Here is a 20,358-nt window from a genome sequence, read left to right as displayed (position 1 = left end):
CCCGTGGATCGCAGTGGTACGGACGCCCGACCCTAACCCCACCGGCCCCGGGGATCAGTCCCGGGCCAGCCCGAACCGGCCGCGCCGACCGCTGCGCACGTCCTCCTCGACCACCGCCGCCTGGCCCGCCGTCACCGTCTCGTACACCGCCAGGATGTCCGCGCCGACCGTCGACCAGTCGAACCGCCGCACGTGCCGCGAAGCCGCCTCCCGCAGCTCCTCCAGCCGCGCCGGATCACCCAGCAGCCGCAGCGCCGTACGGGCCAGCGCGTCCGCGTCCTCCACCGGGAACAGCTCGCCCGCGTCCCCGCCGTCCAGCACCTGCTTGAACGCGTCCAGGTCGCTCGCCAGCACCGGCGCACCCGCGGACATCGCCTCGACCAGGATGATCCCGAAGCTCTCGCCCCCGGTGTTCGGCGCCACGTACAGGTCCACGCTGCGCAGCAGCCGGGCCTTGTCCCGGTCGCTCACCATGCCGAGGAACTCCACCTGCCGGCGCACCTCCGGCGCCAGGCCCGCGACCGCCTCCTCCTCGTCGCCCTTGCCCGCCACCAGCAGCCGCACCCCCGGCCGCTCCGCCAGGATCCTCGGCAGCGCCGCCAGCAGCGTCGGCAGGCCCTTGCGCGGCTCGTTGATCCGGCCGATGAAGCCGATCGTGCCCGGCTCCCCCTTCGCCGCACCGCCCGTCCAGCGCTCGTCCGGCTCGGCCTCCGCGAAGAAGCCCACGTCCACGCCGTTGGGGATCACCACCGCGTCCCCGCCCAGGTGCTCCACCAGGGTGCGCCGGGCGTACTCCGACACCGCGATCCGGGCCCGGATCTTCTCCAGCCCCGGCTGGAGGATCGGCGAGGCCGCGATCATCATCCGGGACCGCGGGTTGGAGGTGTGGAACGTCCCCACCATCGGCCCGGTCGCCGACCAGGCGGCCAGCATCGACAGGCTCGGCGCGGCCGGCTCGTGCACGTGCAGGATGTCGAAGCGGCCGTCGTGCAGCCACCGCCGCACCCGCGCCGCCGACAGGATGCCGAAGCTCAGCCGCGCCACCGACCCGTTGTACGGCACCGCCACCGCCCGCCCGGCCGGGACCACGTACGGCGGCAGCGCCTCGTCGTCCTCGGCCGGCGCCAGCACCGACACCTCGTGCCCCAGACCGATCAGGTGCTCGGCCAGGTCCCGGATGTGGAACTGCACCCCACCGGGGACGTCCCAGTCGTACGGGCAGACGATGCCGATCTTCACGGGTTCCTCAAGCTCCTTCGGACGGTCGTGCGGGCGGGACGGCGGAACGGATCAGGACCCGGAGGCCTCGGCCACCGGCTCCGGGGCCCCCTCCGCGCGCTCCGCGGGCGCCGCCTTCACCGTCTCACGGACCGGCAGGTCGGCGAGCCAGAACCTCTGCAGCATGTGCCAGTCCTGCGGGTGCTCGCGGATGCCCCGCTCCCACACCCCCGCCATCGCCTGGGTCATCGCCCGGGTGCGCTCCTTGCGGTCGCCCTCCTCTGGCACCGGCACCTCCGGGTGGATCCGGCCCCGCAGCACCGGACCGTCGTACCAGAGCGTCACCGGCATCAGCGCCGCCCCGGTCCGCTGGCACAGCGCCGCCGGACCGGCCGGCATCCGGGTCTCCTCACCGAAGAACGTCACCCCGATACCCGCCTCCGACAGGTCCCGGTCCCCCACCAGGCAGACCAGCCGGCCCTCGCGCAGCCGCCGCGCCAACGTCCCGATCACGTTCACCGAACCGCCGGTCAGCGCCAGGACCTCCATGCCCTGGCCCTCCCGGAACTCCACGAACCGGTCGAACAGCCGCTCCGGCTTCAACCGCTCCGCGACCGTGGTGAACGGGTAGCCCTGCTGCGCCACCCAGGTCCCCGCGAGGTCCCAGTTGCCCATGTGCGGCAGCGCTATCACCGCGCCCCGACCGGCCTCCAGCGTCTCCCGCAGGTGCTCGAAGCCGTCCACCTGGACATCCCGGGCCACCCGCTCCCGGCTCCACACCGGCAGCCGGAACGACTCCATCCAGTACCGCAGGTACGAGCGCATCCCGGCCCGCGACAGCTCCCGCATCGCGGCCTCGTCCAAGCCCGGACGGACCCGGCGCAGGTTCGCCTCCAACTGGAGCACCCGCTTGCCGCGCTTGCGCCACGCGTAGTCCGCCAGCCGGTCGAACAGCCCCGCGGCCACCCGCTCCGGCAGGTGCTTCAGCAGCCCCCACCCCAGCGCGTACGCCCAGTACACCAGTCGGTCCGTCACCGCAGGACGCCCCCCATCAGCTCCCGGCCGCCGCTCGGTCGGCCTCGAACGCCTCCCGGCGCACGGTCAGCATGCGCTGGAACACCGTCACCAGGCTGCCCGCCGCCACCAGCCACAGCGCCACCGGCAGCAGCCACTCCACGTACGGCACACCGAACGTGTGCAGACCCGCGACCCCGGCCGCCACCAGGCTGGCCACCAGCCGCTCGGCCCGCTCCACCAGCCCCGACACGTCGCACGGCAGACCCTGGCTCTCCGCCCGCGCCTTCGTGTACGACACCACCAGGCCGCTCGCCAGACAGAAGATCGCCACCGCGCAGAGCAGGTTGTCGTCACCCTTGCCCGCGTACCACATCGCCAGACCACCGAAGATCGCCGCGTCCGCGACCCGGTCCAGCGTGGAGTCGAGGAACGCCCCCCACTTCGAGGTCCGGCCCAACTGGCGGGCCATGTTCCCGTCGACCAGGTCCGAGAAGATGAACAGCGTGATCGTGATGGTGCCCCAGAAGAACTCCCCGCGCGGGAAGAACACCAGCGCACCGGCCACCGAACCGGCGGTACCGATCAGCGTCACGGCGTCCGGACTCACACCGAGGCGGATCAGGAACGCGGCGAACGGGGTCAGGACACGTGTGAAGAAGGCACGCGCGTATTTGTTGAGCATGGCCTTCCCAGCCGCTCCGATCTCCCAGATACCGCCTGGCGCGGAACGCGCGGCAGACGGCCGGGCGGATCAGCCCGTCCGGCCCACCCATCGTAGCCACGCCGGAGACACGCTCCGGCGCACGCACCGCCGGGTCGGCGCCCCCGCCACCACCCACACACGGACCGTCACCGACCGGCCCCTACGACACGCGCCCCGCAGAACCCGACCCTAGACTGCCAAAGACAGCCTCGGCGCCACGGGAGGAGACCCCGATGCCCGACCGCAGCACGGCACGAGCCGGCCAGGCACCCCCCGTCAACGGCCCGAAGGACCTGCGCAACGTCGTCCTCATCGGCCCCAGCGGTGTGGGCAAGACCACCCTCGCCGAATCCCTCGCCCTCGCCTCCGGCGCCACCGGCCGGGCCGGCCGCGTCACCGACGGCACCACCGTCTCCGACCACGAGGACATCGAGCACCAGCAGCAGCGCTCCGTCCAGCTCGCGCTCCTCCCCCTCGAATGGAAGGGCGTCAAGATCAACCTGATCGACCCGCCCGGCCACCCCGACTTCACCGCCGACCTGCGCGCCGCCCTGCACGCCGCCGACGCCGCCGTCTTCGTCGTCTCCGCCACCGACCCGGTCACCGCCCCCACCCGCGCCCTGTGGCACGAATGCGCCGCCGAAGGCATCCCCCGCGCCATCGCCGTCGCCAAACTCGACCTCGCCCACACCGGCTTCGACGACATCCTCACCGCCTGCCACGACGCCTTCGACCTCGGCCCGGACACCCTCCGCCCGCTCTTCCTGCCCGTCCTCCACGACGGACACCCCGACGGCAGCGTCGACCTCCTCACCGGCGACACCTACGGCGACACCGACCCCCTCCCCGACACCACCCCCGCCCACGACAGCCTCGTCGAGGCCATCTCCGGCCAGGACGACACCCTCATGGAGCGCTACCTCTCCGGCGACCCCCTCGACACCGACTCCCTCGAAGCCGGCCTGCGCCGCGAAGTCCTCTCCTGCACCCTCCACCCCGCCGTCCCCACCAGCGAGAACGGCCTCGGCGCCGCCGAACTCCTCGACCTCATCGCCCACACCTTCCCCGACCCCACCGAACGCACCCGCCCCGCCCCCGCCTGCGACCCCGACGCCCCGCTCGCCGCCCAGGTCGTCCGCGTCACCGGCGACGCCTACGTCGGCCGGATCAGCCTGCTGCGCCTCTACGCCGGCACCCTGCGCCCCGACACCAGGATCCACCTCACCGGCACCGCCCACACCGCCGACCAGAACGGCGACGAACGCGTCACCGCCCTCACCAGCCCCTTCGGCAAACTCCAGCGCCCCGTCCCGCACGCCGTCGCCGGCGACCTCGTCTGCGCCGCCAAACTCACCACCGCCCGCGCCGGCGACACCGTCCACGACCCGGGCCACCCCGTCGAACTCGACGGCTGGAACCTCCCCGAACCGCTGCTCCCGATCGCCGTCGAAGCCCACAGCAAGGCCGACGACGACAAGCTCTCCCAGGCCCTCGCCCGCCTCACCGCCGAGGACCCGGCCCTACGCCTCGAACAGAACCCCGACACCCACCAGCTCGTCCTCTGGTGCACCGGCGAGGCCCACGCCGAGGTCGTCCTCGACCGCCTCCGCACCCGCCACGGCGTCCACGTCGACACCGTCGAACCCAAGGTCGCCCTGCGCGAGACCTTCGGCACCGCCGCCGCCGGCCACGGCCGCCTGGTCAAGCAGTCCGGCGGCCACGGCCAGTACGCCATCTGCGACCTGGAGGTCGAACCGCTCCCGGCCGGCTCCGGCTTCGAGTTCCAGGAGCACGTCGTCGGCGGCGCCGTCCCCAAGCACTTCATCCCCTCCGTCGAGAAGGGCGTCCGCGCCCAGCTCGCCAAGGGCGTCGCCACCGGCCACCCGCTCGTCGACGTCCGGGTCACCCTCACCGACGGCAAGGCGCACTCCGTCGACTCCTCCGACGCGTCCTTCCAGAACGCCGCCGCCCTCGCCCTGCGCGACGCCGCCGAGCACGCCGTCATCCGCCTGCTCGAGCCCGTCGCCGCCGTCAGCGTCCTGCTCCCCGACGACTACCTCGGCGCCGTCCTCGGCGACCTCTCCGCCCGCCGCGGCCGCGTCCTCGGCAGCGAGACCGGCGGCACCGGCCTCACCCTGCTGCGCGCCGAGGTCCCCGAACTCGAACTCGTCCGCTACCCGGTCGACCTACGCTCGCTCACCCACGGCACCGCCGAGTTCTCCCGCGCCTACCTGCGCCACGAGCCGATGCCCGCCGCCCTGGCCGAGCGCTACACCGACTGAGCAGCCCCGCGCCCGACCACGGCCGGACGGGTCTACGGCCGGACGGGCTTCCGGGCCGACAGCGCGCACGCCGCCGTACCCCCCGGCATCCGGTGCCGGTTGCGCGCCACCCAGCGGTAGACCGCCCCCGCCAGCGGCCGCACCGGCGCCGCCGTCAACACCGCGCCCAGATATGCCCACGCCCCGCCGGAGCGCATCAGCAGCCGCGCAACCCCCTGCGCGCCCCCGTACACCCGGCCGGTCGGCGTCACCCAGAGCACCTCGCGCTCCGCCCGCTCCGCCGACACCTCGCCCCGCCCGCCCGCACGCCCGTCCAGCCCCGCCAGGTCCGCGAACTGGAACGGCACCGCCTCCCAGCCCCCCGAGGCCAGCGTCTGCCGCAGGTACCGCTCCGCCCAGCGCACGCAGGACGAGCAGAACGAACAGTCCCCGTCGAAGACCAGCACCGGATCCTTCACGGCCGCGCCCCTTTCGTCACTCCCACCACCCATCCTGCCCCACCGCCCCCATCCCTCCCACGGCGGGCATCGACCCGCCCGAAGCTGGGCATCATGCCCCTCAGGCCTCCGGTGACGGTACTTCAGACGATCATCCGCGCGGGGGTGCCACGGCACGGTAACCTGCCGCTGACAAGGGGAGGAGGGGACGCCACCGTGACCACACTCGACATGACCCCGGGTGCGCAGATACCCCGGACCGACACCGGGCCGCAGACCGCCATCACCCAGGGACTCTCCTCGACCGCCTACCGCGACGGCGAGATCCAGGGCTTCGTCGGCGCCGTCACCGACGCCACCGCGAAGAAGGGCCGCTTCGCGCTCTTCCGCCCCAACCTCGGCGAGGCCTTCAGCAAGGCGCTGGTCTCCCGCGCCCTGGGCGGCGCCCGCAAACCCCTCGTCCCGGCCTTCGGAGTCGACACCCGCCAGGTCGTCGAGCACTGCCTGGCCGCCGAGGAACTGCGCAACACCCGCGACCGGCAGCTCAGCACCGTCTCCATCGCCACCGGCGTGCTCTTCCTCCCCGGCACCCTCGTCTGGCTCGGCGCCTTCCAGCTCCGCGCCTGGCTCAAGCGGGACAACCCGAAGAACGCGGCCGTCTACGGCGGCATCGTGCTCGCCGCGGCCGCCGCCCTCGCCGTCCTGCTCGCCCTGCGCCCGCCGGCCACCGGCTTCATCGGCGTCTACCTGCGCGTCACCATGCTCGCGCCGGTCATCGGCTGGTACCTCGCCCGCCGGATCGTCGAGCGCTCCGCCAAGGACCTGCGCAGCCGCTGGCAGGCCCTGGTCGAGGGCAGCGCCGTCGCCGCCACCGTCGCCAAGGCCGTCCCCCGGGACGACCTCGACAAGAAGGCCGCCGACCTGCGCGACAAGCTCGGCCGCCTGGACGCCGAGCAGGAGACCAACATCCACCACTACGCCGGTCCCAAGGGCATCCTCGGCGCCGGCCGCCGCTGGGGCGAATGGCGCCTCGCCGACACCCTCCACCCCGCCGAGGGCCACGTCGACTTCCGCGCCTTCCACCCCTGGGACCTGATCCGCCGGATCTCCTCCCACCTGAAGGGCCTCGGCGTCAGCCACGTCGCCAACAGCGGCATGCCCAACGTCGCCATCAAGCAGTGGGTCGTCTTCGACATCGGCGAGGGCGCCGACGAGATCAGCCGCCCCGGCAACGCCGACATGGACGGCGACCGGATGCGCGACTTCGCCGTCCAGAGCGTCGCCGACAAGCAGACCTTCTCCGGCGGCCCCCGGCACTACCTCGCCACCCAGTTCATCACCCACGACGGCAAGCTGGTCCTCACCTTCACCGTCACCGTCACCCTGCTCGCCAACGTCCTCAACATCACCGTGTCCGGCTACGCGCTCGGCCCGGTCAAGGGCGTCTTCTTCGACAAGCCCAAGGACAAGGAGAAGTCGGTCGCCAAGACCGTGAAGTTCTGGGAGGAGCGCACCGTCAAGCTCCCCCTGATCGACAACGACGAGGTCGTCCGCCAGGCCGTCCGCGCCCCGTTCTACCGGATGCCCGGGCTGCTCACCTGGCTCGGCGGCGGACTCGGCCTGCCCGAGCCGTTCGGGCTGCGGCACATCTGGGCCGGCCGGGCCTGGGAGAACCGTTCCATGGTCGACAACGCCCAGAACGCCTCCGTCCCGGTGCTCGCCGCCGTCCACGCGGCCACCCTGGAGTTCCTGGAGGAGCACGACCTGGACGCCGACCGCTTCTTCAAGAACCGCACCTCGATCATCAAGTCCGAGGCGCAGAGCCCCCGCCCGTACGACGTCGACACCTTCAACGCCGGCTGACCCGCGGAACGCGGAAGGGCCCCACCGGGATCTCTTCGGTGGGGCCCTCTTGCGCTCGTGCTGTGGATCAGCCCTGCGGCCAGACCTCGGCCAGCATCTTCCGGGTGTCCGCCAGCAGCTGCGGCAGCACCTTGGTGTGGCCGACCACCGGCATGAAGTTGGTGTCCCCGCCCCAGCGCGGCACCACGTGCTGGTGCAGGTGCGCCGCGATCCCGGCCCCGGCCGCCGCGCCCTGGTTCATCCCGATGTTGAACCCGTGCGCCCCGGAGGCCGCCCGCAGCGCCGTCATCGCCTTCTTGGTGAAGTCCGCCAGCTCGGCCGTCTCGGCCTCGTCCAGGTCCGTGTAGTCGGCGACGTGCCGGTACGGGACCACCATCAGGTGCCCGCCGTTGTACGGGTACAGGTTCAGCACCGCGAACACGGCACTCCCCCGGGCGATGACCAGCCCCTCCTCGTCGCTCAGCGACGGGATCGAGCAGAACGGACAACCGTCGTCCGGAGCCGGGCCGGTGGGCTTGTTCTCACCCTGGATGTACGCCATCCGATGAGGCGTCCACAAGCGGCGGAAGCCGTCCGGCTCGCCGACGCCCCGCTGAAGTTCCGGCTCAGTCGTCATGCTGATCAGCATATTCGCCCGACAGGGCTTGCAAAGCCGCGCGGGGCAGACTCATCGAGAGCCTGCCCCGCGCAACCCCGCGAACGCGGGGCCTACGGCACCTTCCTCCGGTGCGCGTTCCGAATTTTCGGATCACCCCCGCTCAGGCGGGGCCCACCTCACACCTGGATACGACGCGCCACAGCATCAACGATCTCGGCGATGGCCTCGTCACGGGGCACGCCGTTCTTCTGCTCGCCGTTGCGGTAGCGGAAGGACACCGCACCCGCCTCGACATCGTCGTTGCCCGCGATCAGCATGAACGGCGTCTTGGTCTTCTGTGCGTTGCGGATTTTCTTCTGCATGCGGTCGTCCGAGGTGTCGACCTCGACCCGGATCCCGTGCTTCTTGAGCTCGGCCGCGACCTCCAGCAGGTACGGCACGTGCTCGTCGGTGATCGGGATGCCGGTCACGGTGACGGGAGCCAGCCACGGCGGCATGGCGCCGGCGTAGTGCTCCAGCAGCACCGCGAAGAACCGCTCGATGCTGCCGAACAGCGCCCGGTGGATCATGACCGGCCGCTGGCGCGAGCCGTCCGCGGCGGTGTACTCCAGGTCGAAGCGCTCGGGGAGGTTGAAATCCAACTGAATTGTCGACATCTGCCACGTCCGGCCGATGGCGTCCCGTGCCTGCACCGAGATCTTCGGGCCGTAGAAGGCCGCGCCGCCCGGGTCCGGCACCAGCGGCAGGCCCTGCTTCTCGGCCACGCTCGCCAGGACGGCGGTGGCCTCCTCCCAGGTCTCGTCGCTGCCGACGTACTTGACCGGGTCCTTGGTCGACAGCTCCAGGTAGAAGTCGGTCAGACCGTAGTCGCGGAGCAGGTTGAGCACGAAGGTCAGCGTGGAGTCGAGCTCCTCCGCCATCTGCTCGCGGGTGCAGTAGATGTGCGCGTCGTCCTGCGTGAAGCCGCGGGCCCGGGTGAGGCCGTGCACGACGCCGGACTTCTCGTAGCGGTACACCGTCCCGAACTCGAAGAGGCGCAGCGGCAGTTCACGGTACGAGCGGCCGCGCGCGTCGAAGATCAGGTTGTGCATCGGGCAGTTCATCGGCTTGAGGTAGTAGTCCACGCCCTCGTCGAGCTGCATGGGCGGGTACATACCGTCCGCGTACCAGTCGAGGTGGCCGCTCTTCTCGAAGAGCTTCCCCTTGGTGGCGTGCGGGGTGTAGACGAACTCGTAGCCCTCCTCCTCGTGCCGCTTGCGCGAGTAGTCCTCCATGGCCCGGCGGATGATGCCGCCCTTGGGGTGGAAGACGGCGAGGCCGGAGCCGATCTCCTCGGGGATGGAGAAGAGGTCGAGCTCGTTGCCGAGCTTGCGGTGGTCGCGCTTCTCGGCCTCGACGAGGAAGTCGAGGTGGGCCTTGAGCTCGTCCTTGGTCGGCCAGGCGGTCCCGTAGATGCGCTGGAGCATCGGGTTCTTCTCGCTGCCGCGCCAGTAGGCGGCCGCGTTGCGCATCAGCTTGAACGCCGGGATGTGGCGGGTGCTGGGCAGGTGCGGGCCGCGGCAGAGGTCGCCCCAGCACTGCTCGCCGGTCTTGGCGTCCAGGTTGTCGTAGATGGTGAGCTCGCCGGCGCCCACCTCGACGTCGGCGCCCTCGCCGGCGGTGGCGGCGGAGCCCTTGAGGCCGATCAGCTCCAGCTTGTACGGCTCGGCGGCCAGCTCCTCGGCGGCGGCCTCGTCGGTGACCACGCGGCGGGAGAACTTCTGCCCGCGCTTGATGATCTCCTGCATGCGCTTCTCGATGGCCTTGAGGTCATCGGGGTGGAAGGGCTTCTCGACGTCGAAGTCGTAGTAGAAGCCGTCCTTGACCGGCGGGCCGATGCCGAGCTTGGCCTCGGGGTAGAGCTGCTGCACGGCCTGGGCCATGACGTGCGCGGTGGAGTGGCGCAGGATGTCGAGGCCGTCCTTGCTGCCGATCTCGACCGGCTCGACCTCGTCGCCGTCCTGGACGGCGTAGGCGAGGTCCTTGAGCTGGCCGCCGACGCGGGCGGCGATGATCGAGCGGTCGTCGGCGAAGAGCTCGGCGGCCGTGGTGCCCGTCGTCACCACGCGCTCTTCCCGATCGGGTTCGCGGCTGATGATTACCCGGACGTCCGTCACCGGTCTCTCCTGACGTGCTGGATTTCAGAGGACGCAACACTGCGCTGCGCGTGACGATGGTACCGAGAGCGCCGCCCCTGCCGTCCACCTACGCCCCTTCTCCCCCTTCCTCCGTCTTCTCTCCGAGCGACTTCAGCAGCCGCTCGCGGTCCCCGTCCTCCCAGCCGCGGAGCTCCAGTCCGTGCGGGCGGACGAGCCGGCGGAAGCCGTCGTGCCGGTCCAGCCGGCCGGAGACCCGGACGGGCAGGCCCGCGAGGTGGGCCTCGGCGGCGAGCCGGTAATCGGGGTCGGGCAGGCGGAGCTTGAGCTCCCGGACGTCGGCGCCGGTCAGTACCCGGAGCCGTACCGAGCCCGGTCCGGCCGGGTCGGCGCGCTTGAGGCGGGTGACCACGCCGAGCACGGTGACGGCGATGGCGGGTTCGGTCCGTTCCAGCAGGTCGGCGGCCTCCGCCAGGGCGGGCAGGTCGCCGGGCGAGAAGTCGAGGTCGATCCGGCGGTCGCCGAAGCCGCCCGGTGTCCCGGCGGCGGGTGACCAGGCGACGCTGAGCCGGGCGGCCGTGGCGTCGCGCACCAGGTCCTCGACGGACCGGACGAGCTCGCGGCTGACCCCGGCCCGGACGGCGTTCCCGAAGGCCTCGGGCCCGCCGCTGACCCGCCGGTAGTCGACCGCGTCGCGCAGCGCCTCCAGGGCCCGGACCAGGGTGGTGACGGCGGCGCGGCCCTCGGGGGCGGGGGTGTACGCGGTGAGGGCGGCGCCCTGTTCGACCAGCAGGACGCGGTCCAGGTAGTCCCCGGCGAGGCCGTCCAGCCGGGCTCCGAAGTAGCCGGCCCTGGTGCGGGCGGCCTTGGCGCCTGCGGCGAGCATCCCTCGGGCCGCCCCTCTGAGCCGCTCGGCCTCGTCCCAGGAGACGGTCCCGGCGGGCCCGGGCGGCTCGCGGTGCCAGCGCAGTTCGTCGCCGGGGACGGCGAGGGCGAGCAGGATCGAGCGGGCGGAGGGGGTGCGGGCGCGGGAGAGCGCGGCGACGGCGTCGGTGAGGAGTTCGACGGCGTCGTCGAAGCCGTCCCCGGCCGGGACGAGCAGGCTGGTGCCGGGCTCCTCGTCGGGCGGGGTCCAGCGTCCGTACCGGGCGGCCGGGCCGCCGCGGCGGACCCAGCCGTGCCGGGCGAGCAGGGTGGCCAGCACGGCGGGGTCGACGGCGGCCGGGTCGGGCAGGGGCCGGGCCGGCTCGCCCGGTGGGTACGGCGGTGTCATGGGTCCGGTTCCTCCCTGCCGCGGCCGGGCCGTCACGGGCTGCCGCCCGCGCCGATCCGGGCCATGATGTCGCAGAGCGCGCGGTCGTCGAAGACCTTGTCGGTGGGCACCCGGACGTTGGTGCGCCGCTGCCCGGTGACGGGGTGGCCGGCCAGGTTGACCCAGTAGCAGCAGTGCCGCAGTTCCAGGGCGTCCGGGCGGGCCCGCAGCCAGTGGTCGACCCGGCGCGGGAGCAGCATCACGACCAGGATCCGCGGTACGGCGACCCGGGGCCGGGCGAGCTTGCGCAGGTGGTCGTTGTCCAGGGTGAAGCTGAAGAACGGTCCGGCCGGGTCGGGCGCGACCTGCTGGGTGGCCTTGAGCTGGATCTTGACGGTGACCTCGTCGTCCACCTCGTGCGCCCGGGAGCCGTGGCTGACGTGCCAGTCGATGCCGTTGTCCGGGAACGGCTGGGAGAGCGAGCAGCCGGCCGCGGCGGCGACCGCGTGCAGGTAGCCGACCTGCAACGTCTCCATGCAGGCGGTGACCGCGAGGTTCCCCCGCGGTGCGGCCGCTGCCTCCTCGGGCTGCGGCTGGGTCAGTGCCATCGCCCCGTGGCCTCCCCCGGCTCGGGCCCGTCCCGATGTCCGGACGGGTCGGTCGATTCGATCGGGACAGTCATGGGCAGGATCCCCGGTCGGGCTTGGGCCAAACGGGTTGAAGGGGCGTCAGAACCGGGTATCACCCGGGCGCAACGCTCGTCTGAGGGGCAGTCATGCAGCAGCACTGGTACACCGGCCCGCTCGCCTCCTTCGACACCGAGACGACCGGCGTGGACGTGGAGAACGACCGGATCGTCTCCGCCGCCCTGGTCGTCCAGCTCGCGCCGGGCGCACCGGCGCGGACCACCACCTGGCTCGCCGATCCGGGGGTTCCGATCCCGGACGGCGCCCGCGCGGTGCACGGCATCACCGACGAGCGGGTGCGCGCCCACGGGCGTCCGGCCCGCGCGGTGGTGGCGGAGGTCGCCCACGCGCTGGCGGCCGAGGCGCTGGCCGGGCATCCGGTGGTGGTGATGAACGCGCCCTACGACCTGACGCTGCTGGACCGGGAGCTGCGCCGTCATCACGGGCTGACGCTGGCCGGGGGGCCGGCGGCGGCCGGGTTGGTGGTGCTGGATCCGCGGGTGCTGGACAAGCACGTGGACCGCTACCGCAAGGGCCGCCGGACGCTGACCGACCTGTGCGCCCACTACGGCGTGGAGCTGGCCGGGGCGCACGACGCGGCGGCGGACGCGGCGGCGGCGCTGGCGCTGACCCGGCGGATCGGCGCCCGCTACCCGGCGGCGCTGGGCGGGCTGTCGGCGGCGGAGCTGCACCTGCGGCAGGCGGTCTGGCACGCGGCGCAGGCGCGGGGGCTGCAGAACTGGTTCGACCGCTCGGGGAAGGCGGAGCGGGTGGACCTGTCCTGGCCGCTGCGGCCGGCCCGGTGCGGCTGCGGGCGCCGGCTGGAGCCGGAGCACGGCTGCGAGGCGGCGGCGTAGACGGGCGGCCCCGGTATCCCGGGCCTGAACGCGCCGCAGGCCCTGACCTGTTTCCTGGTCAGGGCCTGCGTGCTGTCCGGGTGGGCGATACTGGGATCGAACCAGTGACCCCTTCGGTGTGAACGAAGTGCTCTCCCGCTGAGCTAATCGCCCGGGCAACGAGAAGAACTGTAGCACCATTCGGGGCCGGTCGTACAACTCGCCCGTTCCGGGTACTGCCGACACCTCCGCAGAACTCGCGCCCCACGCGGAAGATGACTGTGCCTCAGGCGATTACCGACGGCTCTTCGGGCGGATTCCGGAAATACACGTGAGGCCCAGCCGATAATCGGCTGGGCCTCACGTATCACTGTGCATTCCGGTGGGCGATACTGGGATCGAACCAGTGACCCCTTCGGTGTGAACGAAGTGCTCTCCCGCTGAGCTAATCGCCCGGGTGCAGAGAAAACATTACCGCATCCCAGAGGGTGCTCCGACCACCCTCCCCGCCCGCGACCCCGCTCCCGGTCGCCCCCCGGGCTCCCGTCCGGCCGCCCCGGTTCGCGGCGGCGCACCCGCGGGTCACGGCCCGCCGGGCGGCCTCCGTGACCTCGCGGCGGATCCGGTGCGGGGCCGGGCCCGGTCGGTCGGGCCCCGCACCCAGGAAGATCACCAGCCGGGCGGCGGCGCGACCGGTCCGAGCGCACCCCCGCGGGGCCAGCCGGGGAGATCACCACCCGCCGGACCGGGTGCGGCGGACGCCGGCCGGGGCCCGTCAACCGGTCGCCCGTCCGCCGTCGACGACTGCGTCAACCGCCACAGCCGCTTCACCCGTTCCCGTGTTCCCGCGCCTCTTGTCGTTTCGCACAGTCATGCCAGGAAACTAACCAAGTAGCGCCCGGGTAATGCCCGGCCCGGCCGCTGCGGGGCGATTCCGCAATGCGCCGTAAGGGGTACGACTCGCGCCCGAATCGGGACAGAGGGGTTTACATCGGTCTTGGGGGTGGGATGGTCCGTTCGCCGACGTGCGATTCCCCGAGCGCACACTGAGCGAAAGGCCATGGCGCTTATGAACACCACGGTCAGCTGCGAGCTGCACCTGCGCCTCATCGTGTCCAGCGAGTCCTCACTGCCCGTCCCCGCGGGCCTGCGCTATGACACCGCCGACCCCTACGCCGTGCACGCCACGTTCCACACGGGCGCCGACGAGACCGTGGAGTGGGTGTTCGCCCGAGATCTCCTCGCGGAGGGGCTGCACCGACCCACCGGTACCGGCGACGTCCGGGTGTGGCCGTCCCGCAGTCACGGGCAAGGGGTGGTCTGCATCGCACTGAGCTCTCCGGAAGGAGAAGCCCTGCTGGAGGCCCCGGCCCGAGCGCTTGAGTCGTTCCTCAAGCGGACGGACGCCGCGGTGCCCCCCGGCACCGAACACCGTCACTTCGACCTCGACCGGGAGCTGTCCCACATCCTCGCCGAAAGCTGACCCCGTCCGGAGGGCGGTCACGCCCCGCTGTCGGCGGGGCCATACCGCCTGCCGCCATCGCAGCCGTCCTACTCGGGGGCACGGCAGCGGACTCAGCCGCGCACGACGCGGTCTCGGGGCCGGTGAGGCGGTCCCGCTCCCCCGGAGCGGGCCCCAGCACCGCAGGCGCCCGGCACCGAGGCCGGTCATCCTCACGGGTGGCCGGCCTCGGTGCCGGGCGCCGACGTCTTCCGGCGGCCCTACGGACGGTGCCCCGGGGGCCGTCCGGCCCGGGCGGTGTCCGGTTTCGGACGCCTTGCCGGACTGCGCACACATCTTCGAAAGAAGGCACCGCCCTACCGGTACGAGGCCCGGTATGGTCTGGGGTAACCGCGGACGCGGGGTATCGGAGTCCCCCTGCGCGAGGAGCCCCCAACGTGCTGATCACCCATGACACCGAGTGCGCGCTGAGCCTCCTCGTGGAGCTGCTCAACACCGCGCCCGAGGTGTGCGGCGCCGAGCGGCTGCCGGACGTCGCCGCACTGGACGCCTTCGTGGTCCGCCAGGAGATCAGCGAGATCGACTCGCTGACCGAGGACGACCTGCGGCGGGTGCACGAGCTGCGCACCCGGCTGCGCGAGGTGTTCGCGACGGAGTCCACCGCGGAGGCCGCCGAGCTGGTCAACTCGATGGTCGCGGCCGCCGGGACGACGCCCCGGCTGACCAACCACGACGGCCACGACTGGCACATCCACTACTTCGCGCCGCACGCCGCGCTCGGCGACCACCTGGCGGCCGAGCTGGGCATGGCGCTGGCCTTCATCCTCATGGCGGGCGAGCGGGAGCGGCTGCGCCGCTGCGAGGCGCCGGACTGCGCGCGGGTCTTCGTGGACCTCTCCCGGAACCGCTCGCGGCGCTACTGCGACAGCCGTACCTGCGGCAACCGGCTGCACGTCGCCGCCTACCGGGCGCGGCAGCGGTCGGCGGAGGCCGTTCCCTCCGCCTGACCGCCCGTGCCCGCTCGGTCCGCCCGGCCCGCCGGATCCACCCGTCCCGCTCAGATCCCGCGCTTGCGGAGGATCTCCTCGATGTCGGCGAAGTCGCCGAGGCCGTCCTCCCGCTTGCCCGCGGCCGGCTTCTTCGCGGCCTTGGGGGCCGGCGCCGCCACCGCCGGGCGCTCGGGCGCCGGGCCGGCCGCGGCCGGGCGCTCCGGGGTGCTCTCCACCGCCGTACCGCCCCGGCGGCCCACCCAGCGGGTGGTGACCAGCAGGACCGCGGAGACGCCGAGCAGGGCGATGCCGGTCCAGACCCGCGGGTCGAAGACCAGCCTGGTCGCCCAGTCGGCGAACTCCCGGGCGATCGTGCTCGCCAGCGGGAACAGGCCGGTGAGGTAGAGCCCGGCGGGCAGCAGGGCCACCGCGAACCAGCGGGTCGCCGACAGGAAGCGCCGCCGGTAGGCCCGCAGCCCCGCGAAGGCCACTCCGCCCGCCGTGAGGATGAAGCTGATCGCCGCGCTCAGCACGGGGCCGCTCCTTCGTGTCCGGTCGTCCTGGTCATCGGTGCCTTCCTCTCGGTCCGCCTCGGGCGCACCTCCGGCCGGAGCGGGCGCCCACTAGTGGAACACTGAGGGAATGATCGATGGTTCCCTCCCCCGCCTCGAGTTCTGGTGCGACCTCCAGTGCCCGGACTGCCACACCGCGCTGGACGACGTACGGGCGCTGCGCGCGCAGTACGGCGACGCGCTGCCGCTGGAGGTGCGGCACTTCCCGCTGGAGAAGCACAAGCACGCCTACGCCGCCGCGGAGGCGGCCGAGGAGGCGTTCGCGCAGGGGCTGGGCTGGCCCTTCGTGGAGGCCCTGCTGGCCCGCACCGCGGAGCTGGACGCGCGCGGGCAGCAGGTGCTGCTGGAGGTGGCCCGGGAGGTCGGGGCCGACGTCGAGGAGGTCGACACCGCGCTGGTCGACGGCCGGCACATGCTGACCGTCGACGCCGACCAGGCCGAGGGCAAGGCGATCGGGGTCACGGGCACGCCGACGTACGTGATCGGCGGGAAGCGCCTCGACGGCGGGCAGAGCCAGGACGGGCTGCGCGAGCGGATCGTGGCCGTCCTCGAGGCGGCGAAGTCCTCCTGACCGCACGCCCGGTCACAGCTGCTTGCCGTAGACGCGCTCGGTGACCCGGTAGCCGAGCGAGGTGTAGAGCCGGATGGCGACCTCGTTGCCGGCGAAGACGTTGAGGCCGAGGTGCCGCACCCCTGCGGCCAGGCACTCGCGTTCGGCGAGCAGCATCAGTGTGCGTCCGTGTCCCCGGCCCTGATGGGCCGGGGACACCTCGACCTTCATCACCCAGGCGAGCGGTTCGCCGTCCGGCTGGTCGCGCAGGCGCGGCTGCAGCCAGAGCAGGCCGTACGGGCCCTCCCCGCCGTCGGCGCCGTACAGGCGGCGCACGACCATGCCGGGGGCCTCCGGGTCCGGCGTGGGCGGGCTCTGCGGCCCGGCGGCCATGCGGGCGCGGGCCTGTTCCTCGGTGAGGCCGGAACCGACCATCATGCGGACGTAGTCGTCCGCGGACTCCTCGTACCAGGCCCGGAGTTCGGCCAGGTCGTCGAAGGGGCGCGCGCTCAGCCCGACGGGCAGCTCGGGGACGTCGACCAGCGGCTTGGACATGGCCAGGGCCCGCTCGGTGTAGCCGAGGGTCGCGGCGAGCCCCCGGGCCGCCGCGGCCGACTCCGGGACGGCGACGTCGACCCGGGTGCAGCCCCAGGTGCGCAGCACCTCCTCGGCGGCCAGCCCGCCGAACGTGCCGCGGCCCCGGCCGCGGCCCTCGGTGACTTCCAACTCGGATATTCTCCCGAAGAGTTGACCGCCCTGCGGGTCGGCGGTGGTGCGCACCGCGCCGACCGGGCGGCCGTTCGAGAGGATCAGCCAGCGTCTGGTGCGGCCGCCGGCCGCGGTGGGTGTCTCCGGGCCCTCGGGGCGCAGCGTGGTGGTCATGTGGTGGTCCCTTCCCGTTGCGGGGGAGGTTATCCACGCGGTCGGCCTGCTCCCCGGCCGGGGATCACGGGTCGAGGTCGTCGCCGCTGCGCTCGGTGAAGACGGCCATGGCCTTGGCGGTGACGGGGCCGATGCCGTGCAGTTCGCGGTCGTCGACCCGGGTGACGGCCTGGACGTCGCGGGTGGTGGAGGTCAGGAAGACCTCCTCGGCGTCCTGGAGGGCGGTGAGCGGGAGGTCGGCCTCCTCGGCGCCGCACCAGTCGATGACGAGCCGCCGGGTGATGCCGGCCAGGCAGCCGGAGGCGAGGGCGGGGGTGAGCAGGCGGCCGCCGAGGACCACGAAGACGTTGGAGCCGGTGCCCTCGCAGAGCAGGCCGGCGGTGTTGGCGAACAGGGCCTCGGAGGCGCCGGCGCGGTGGGCGGCGGCCAGGGCGACGACGTTCTCGGCGTACGAGGTGGTCTTGAGGCCGGCGACGGCGCTGTGCTCGTTGCGGCGCCAGGGGACGACGGCGACGGCGGTCTCGTCGGGGCGGTGGCCGATCGCACTGAGGGCGACGACCAGGGTGGGGCCGGTGGTGCCGCGCTCGGAGCTGAGCGGGCCGTTGCCGCCGGTGTAGGTGATGCGCAGCCGGCCGAGCGGTGCGGGGTTGGCGGCGAGGACCTGGGCGCAGGCCTCGCGGACCAGGTCGTGGTCGGGGTCGGCCAGGCCGAGGCCGCGGGCGGAGCGGGTGAGCCGGTCGAGGTGGCGGGTGACCGCGAAGGCCCGGCCGTCGACCGTCTTCAGGGTCTCGAAGACGCCGTCGCCGGTGGTGAGGCCGTGGTCGAGGACCGAGACGGTCGCGTCGGCGGAGTCGACGAGGGCCCCGTTGACCCAGCTCGTGGTGCGGTTGTGCATCGGGTGCTGCTCCTAGGCGGTGGGGGCTCAGGCCCCGGTCGGGTCGGATCCGCTGCCGGACTCGCCACCGGGTTCGCCGCCCGACGCTATCGCGACCAGGCGGGCTGCCTTCAGTTCGGTTTCGGCCCATTCGCGTTCGGGGTCGGAGCCCCAGGTGATGCCGGCGCCGGTGCCGAAGCGCAGGACGGGTGCGGCGGGGTCGGTCCGGTCGATCCAGAAGGTGCGGATGCCGACGGCGAGTTCGGCCTCGCCGCGGTCGGCGTCGACCCAGCCGACGGCGCCGCAGTACGGGCCGCGGGGGGCGGTCTCCAGGGCGTCGATGATCCGCAGGGCGCTGGACTTGGGGGCGCCGGTGACGGAGCCGGGCGGGAAGGTGGCGGCGAGGAGTTCGGGCCAGCCGGCGCCCTCGCGCAGGGTGCCCTCGACGGTGGAGACGAGGTGGACCAGGCCGGGGTGCTTCTCGACGGCGCAGAGGTCGGGGACGGTGACGGTGCCGGTCCCGCAGACCCGGCCGAGGTCGTTGCGGACCAGGTCGACGATCATCACGTTCTCGGCGTGGTCCTTGTCGAGGAGGTCGTCCTCGGTGCGGCCGGTGCCCTTGATCGGGCCGGAGGAGACGGTGCGGCCGGTGCGGCGCAGGTAGAGCTCGGGCGAGGCGGTGGCGATCTCGACGCCGTGGTCGGGCAGGCGGATGGTGCCGGCGTAGGGGGCGGGGTTGCCGTGGGCGAGGAGGCCGGTGAGGGCGTCGACGTCGCTGCGGTCCGGGTCGGGCAGTGGTGCGGAGAGCACCCGGCAGAGGTTGGCCTGGTAGACCTCGCCGGCGGCTATGTGCTCGCGGATGCGGCGGACGCCCGCGGTGTAGGCGGCGCGGTCGAGGGAGCTGTGCCAGCCGCCGGCCTCCGGTCCGCGCCAGCCGGCGCCGGAGGGCGGGGCGGGGGCGGGGCGGACCTCGTCGAAGCGGGCGCAGGTGAGGCGGCCCTCGAAGTCGTAGGCGACGGCCCAGTAGCCGGCGGAGTCCAGGGCGGACGGGTCCGAGGTGACGTCGCGCAGTCCGGTGGCGAGGCGGCCGCCGAAGCGGGCGAGCGGGGTGCGGGGGGCGGGGTGGCCGGACACGGTTCTCCTGCGCGGTGGTGCTGGGGGGCGGTGCCTGAAGTGTAGGTCGGGGGGCGTGGGCCCGGCCCGGCTCGCGCCCCCGCGTACGAGCAGTCGCGTGCGTCGTTCGGGTGTGCGCCGGGTGGCCTGCGGATGATCGTCCGGGAGCGGCGCAGGTGGCGGCCGGTGGTCGGCCGGGAGGGCTGACGGGACGGCACTCGCCGGCCATCCCCTCGGCATGCTGCGGGAACGGATTTTTAGCTGGCCCGGGAATCCGCTAGAGTTCAACACGTCGCCAGGGAGCGCAGCCGAAGAAAAGCGGTGAAGCCCCCCGGGAGACAGGCGGACGTGGCTCAGTTGGTAGAGCATCACCTTGCCAAGGTGAGGGTCGCGAGTTCGAATCTCGTCGTCCGCTCGATGGAGAACAGTGTAAGATCGTTCTTCATGTGTTGCCTGGTGGAGTGGCCGAGAGGCGAGGCAACGGCCTGCAAAGCCGTGTACACGGGTTCAAATCCCGTCTCCACCTCCAAGAGGTCCTCCCGGTTCTTCCGGGAGGCCTCCCCGCGCGATTAGCTCAGCGGGAGAGCACTACCTTGACACGGTAGGGGTCACTGGTTCAATCCCAGTATCGCGCACGTCAGGCCCCTCGGGGCTTGCTGCGGGACCGCCACATCAGGCGCGATTAGCTCAGCGGGAGAGCACTACCTTGACACGGTAGGGGTCACTGGTTCAATCCCAGTATCGCGCACAGTAACGGGCCTTCCGGGGTCTGCTGCAACACCGCCGCACCAGGCGCGATTAGCTCAGCGGGAGAGCACTACCTTGACACGGTAGGGGTCACTGGTTCAATCCCAGTATCGCGCACGTCAGGCCCCTCGGGGCTTGCTGC

The 20,358-nt window shown here is 72.8% G+C and carries 18 protein-coding genes and 7 tRNA genes; 11 read left to right on the top strand and 14 right to left on the bottom strand.

Annotated elements, in window-relative coordinates; translation table 11 throughout:
- Positions 1-54 precede the first annotated feature (54 nt).
- From ACFVU7_RS12525 to pgsA, 3 genes are read right to left on the bottom strand one after another with little or no spacing between them, the layout of a single operon-like run.
- Entirely contained in the window at positions 55-1,239 is a 1,185-nt protein-coding gene (locus ACFVU7_RS12525; protein WP_049651432.1) for a glycosyltransferase family 4 protein, read from the bottom strand.
- A 51-nt stretch (positions 1,240-1,290) separates the two neighbouring features.
- Positions 1,291-2,253 carry a phosphatidylinositol mannoside acyltransferase gene (locus ACFVU7_RS12520; RefSeq protein WP_241852867.1) on the bottom strand — a complete coding sequence of 321 codons (963 nt, stop codon included), beginning with the start codon at positions 2,251-2,253 and terminating at the stop codon, positions 1,291-1,293.
- 16 nt (positions 2,254-2,269) lie between these two features.
- A complete protein-coding gene (gene pgsA / locus ACFVU7_RS12515; protein ID WP_049651434.1) occupies positions 2,270-2,917 on the bottom strand; it encodes a phosphatidylinositol phosphate synthase in 648 nt (215 codons plus the stop codon).
- A gap of 254 nt (positions 2,918-3,171) precedes the next feature.
- On the opposite strand from pgsA, the gene ACFVU7_RS12510 reads away from it, so the two are divergent.
- The gene (locus ACFVU7_RS12510; protein WP_074002373.1) at positions 3,172-5,220 is read left to right on the top strand and encodes an elongation factor G-like protein EF-G2; all 2,049 of its coding nucleotides are present in this window, start codon (positions 3,172-3,174) and stop codon (positions 5,218-5,220) included.
- A gap of 32 nt (positions 5,221-5,252) precedes the next feature.
- Here ACFVU7_RS12510 and ACFVU7_RS12505 read toward each other — a convergent pair whose 3' ends face one another.
- Positions 5,253-5,678, bottom strand: a complete 426-nt coding sequence (locus tag ACFVU7_RS12505; RefSeq protein WP_388045018.1) for a thiol-disulfide oxidoreductase DCC family protein — start codon at positions 5,676-5,678, stop codon at positions 5,253-5,255.
- A gap of 195 nt (positions 5,679-5,873) precedes the next feature.
- Here ACFVU7_RS12505 and ACFVU7_RS12500 point away from each other — a divergent pair, with 195 nt between their 5' ends.
- Entirely contained in the window at positions 5,874-7,520 is a 1,647-nt protein-coding gene (locus tag ACFVU7_RS12500) for a hypothetical protein (RefSeq protein ID WP_079272097.1), read from the top strand.
- A 67-nt stretch (positions 7,521-7,587) separates the two neighbouring features.
- On the opposite strand, the gene ACFVU7_RS12495 is transcribed toward ACFVU7_RS12500, so the two are convergent.
- From ACFVU7_RS12495 to ACFVU7_RS12480, 4 genes are all read right to left on the bottom strand, one after another.
- The gene (locus ACFVU7_RS12495) at positions 7,588-8,148 is read right to left on the bottom strand and encodes an HIT domain-containing protein (protein ID WP_049651438.1); all 561 of its coding nucleotides are present in this window, start codon (positions 8,146-8,148) and stop codon (positions 7,588-7,590) included.
- 146 nt (positions 8,149-8,294) lie between these two features.
- The gene (gene thrS, locus ACFVU7_RS12490) at positions 8,295-10,274 is read right to left on the bottom strand and encodes a threonine--tRNA ligase (RefSeq protein WP_380737394.1); all 1,980 of its coding nucleotides are present in this window, start codon (positions 10,272-10,274) and stop codon (positions 8,295-8,297) included.
- Between the two features lie 88 nt (positions 10,275-10,362).
- A complete protein-coding gene (locus ACFVU7_RS12485; protein WP_380737392.1) occupies positions 10,363-11,526 on the bottom strand; it encodes a hypothetical protein in 1,164 nt (387 codons plus the stop codon).
- Between the two features lie 32 nt (positions 11,527-11,558).
- Positions 11,559-12,113: a DUF4365 domain-containing protein gene (locus ACFVU7_RS12480; protein WP_049651441.1), complete on the bottom strand. Its 555-nt coding sequence runs from the start codon at positions 12,111-12,113 to the stop codon at positions 11,559-11,561.
- Between the two features lie 167 nt (positions 12,114-12,280).
- Here ACFVU7_RS12480 and ACFVU7_RS12475 point away from each other — a divergent pair, with 167 nt between their 5' ends.
- Positions 12,281-13,048: an exonuclease domain-containing protein gene (locus ACFVU7_RS12475; RefSeq protein ID WP_074002368.1), complete on the top strand. Its 768-nt coding sequence runs from the start codon at positions 12,281-12,283 to the stop codon at positions 13,046-13,048.
- Positions 13,049-13,129: 81 nt separating this feature from the next.
- Here ACFVU7_RS12475 and ACFVU7_RS12470 read toward each other — a convergent pair.
- Positions 13,130-13,201: transfer RNA gene (locus tag ACFVU7_RS12470), tRNA-Val, on the bottom strand.
- A 209-nt stretch (positions 13,202-13,410) separates the two neighbouring features.
- Positions 13,411-13,482: transfer RNA gene (locus tag ACFVU7_RS12465), tRNA-Val, on the bottom strand.
- 614 nt (positions 13,483-14,096) lie between these two features.
- Between ACFVU7_RS12465 and ACFVU7_RS12460 the strand changes: the two genes are divergently transcribed.
- Together ACFVU7_RS12460 and ACFVU7_RS12455 are read left to right on the top strand one after the other, a co-directional pair.
- Positions 14,097-14,510, top strand: coding sequence for an SsgA family sporulation/cell division regulator (locus tag ACFVU7_RS12460; protein WP_030056266.1), 414 nt, complete (start codon positions 14,097-14,099; stop codon positions 14,508-14,510).
- Between the two features lie 416 nt (positions 14,511-14,926).
- The gene (locus ACFVU7_RS12455) at positions 14,927-15,496 is read left to right on the top strand and encodes a CGNR zinc finger domain-containing protein (RefSeq protein WP_049656188.1); all 570 of its coding nucleotides are present in this window, start codon (positions 14,927-14,929) and stop codon (positions 15,494-15,496) included.
- Positions 15,497-15,546: 50 nt separating this feature from the next.
- Here the strand turns inward: ACFVU7_RS12455 and ACFVU7_RS12450 are convergent, their stop codons facing one another.
- Positions 15,547-16,011: a hypothetical protein gene (locus tag ACFVU7_RS12450; protein ID WP_380782063.1), complete on the bottom strand. Its 465-nt coding sequence runs from the start codon at positions 16,009-16,011 to the stop codon at positions 15,547-15,549.
- Between the two features lie 109 nt (positions 16,012-16,120).
- On the opposite strand from ACFVU7_RS12450, the gene ACFVU7_RS12445 reads away from it, so the two are divergent.
- Positions 16,121-16,621 (top strand): DsbA family protein, encoded by a 501-nt coding sequence (locus ACFVU7_RS12445; protein WP_117487168.1) that lies wholly within the window; start codon positions 16,121-16,123, stop codon positions 16,619-16,621.
- Positions 16,622-16,633: 12 nt separating this feature from the next.
- Here ACFVU7_RS12445 and ACFVU7_RS12440 read toward each other — a convergent pair whose 3' ends face one another.
- From ACFVU7_RS12440 to ACFVU7_RS12430, 3 genes are all read right to left on the bottom strand, one after another.
- Complete coding sequence (locus tag ACFVU7_RS12440) at positions 16,634-17,482, bottom strand: GNAT family N-acetyltransferase (protein ID WP_388045017.1); 849 nt, start codon at positions 17,480-17,482, stop codon at positions 16,634-16,636.
- Positions 17,483-17,546: 64 nt separating this feature from the next.
- Positions 17,547-18,377, bottom strand: coding sequence for an aminotransferase class IV (locus ACFVU7_RS12435; RefSeq protein WP_388045016.1), 831 nt, complete (start codon positions 18,375-18,377; stop codon positions 17,547-17,549).
- 27 nt (positions 18,378-18,404) lie between these two features.
- Complete coding sequence (locus tag ACFVU7_RS12430; RefSeq protein WP_388045015.1) at positions 18,405-19,490, bottom strand: chorismate-binding protein; 1,086 nt, start codon at positions 19,488-19,490, stop codon at positions 18,405-18,407.
- Positions 19,491-19,811: 321 nt separating this feature from the next.
- On the opposite strand from ACFVU7_RS12430, the gene ACFVU7_RS12425 reads away from it, so the two are divergent.
- From ACFVU7_RS12425 to ACFVU7_RS12405, 5 genes are all read left to right on the top strand, one after another.
- Positions 19,812-19,884: transfer RNA gene (locus tag ACFVU7_RS12425), tRNA-Gly, on the top strand.
- A gap of 40 nt (positions 19,885-19,924) precedes the next feature.
- Positions 19,925-19,998: transfer RNA gene (locus tag ACFVU7_RS12420), tRNA-Cys, on the top strand.
- Between the two features lie 34 nt (positions 19,999-20,032).
- Positions 20,033-20,104: transfer RNA gene (locus tag ACFVU7_RS12415), tRNA-Val, on the top strand.
- 41 nt (positions 20,105-20,145) lie between these two features.
- A tRNA-Val gene (locus ACFVU7_RS12410) sits at positions 20,146-20,217 on the top strand.
- Positions 20,218-20,261: 44 nt separating this feature from the next.
- Positions 20,262-20,333, top strand: a tRNA-Val gene (locus ACFVU7_RS12405).
- Positions 20,334-20,358 lie beyond the last annotated feature (25 nt).

This window comes from Kitasatospora sp. NPDC058046 (assembly GCF_042885595.1).
In the GTDB taxonomy this organism is placed as follows: Bacteria; Actinomycetota; Actinomycetes; order Streptomycetales; family Streptomycetaceae; genus Kitasatospora.
The sequence above is the reverse complement of the archived record's forward strand: the minus strand, read 5'-3'. Positions and strand labels throughout refer to the sequence as shown.

Coding starts and splice junctions, on each gene's coding strand:
- pgsA (WP_049651434.1), bottom strand. CDS start 2,917: ATGCTCAACAAATACGCGCGTGCCTTCTTCACACGTGTCCTGACCCCG.
- ACFVU7_RS12510 (WP_074002373.1), top strand. CDS start 3,172: ATGCCCGACCGCAGCACGGCACGAGCCGGCCAGGCACCCCCCGTCAAC.
- ACFVU7_RS12495 (WP_049651438.1), bottom strand. CDS start 8,148: ATGCTGATCAGCATGACGACTGAGCCGGAACTTCAGCGGGGCGTCGGC.
- ACFVU7_RS12485 (WP_380737392.1), bottom strand. CDS start 11,526: ATGACACCGCCGTACCCACCGGGCGAGCCGGCCCGGCCCCTGCCCGAC.
- ACFVU7_RS12480 (WP_049651441.1), bottom strand. CDS start 12,113: ATGGCACTGACCCAGCCGCAGCCCGAGGAGGCAGCGGCCGCACCGCGG.
- ACFVU7_RS12475 (WP_074002368.1), top strand. CDS start 12,281: ATGCAGCAGCACTGGTACACCGGCCCGCTCGCCTCCTTCGACACCGAG.
- ACFVU7_RS12460 (WP_030056266.1), top strand. CDS start 14,097: ATGAACACCACGGTCAGCTGCGAGCTGCACCTGCGCCTCATCGTGTCC.
- ACFVU7_RS12445 (WP_117487168.1), top strand. CDS start 16,121: ATGATCGATGGTTCCCTCCCCCGCCTCGAGTTCTGGTGCGACCTCCAG.
- ACFVU7_RS12440 (WP_388045017.1), bottom strand. CDS start 17,482: ATGACCACCACGCTGCGCCCCGAGGGCCCGGAGACACCCACCGCGGCC.
- ACFVU7_RS12435 (WP_388045016.1), bottom strand. CDS start 18,377: ATGCACAACCGCACCACGAGCTGGGTCAACGGGGCCCTCGTCGACTCC.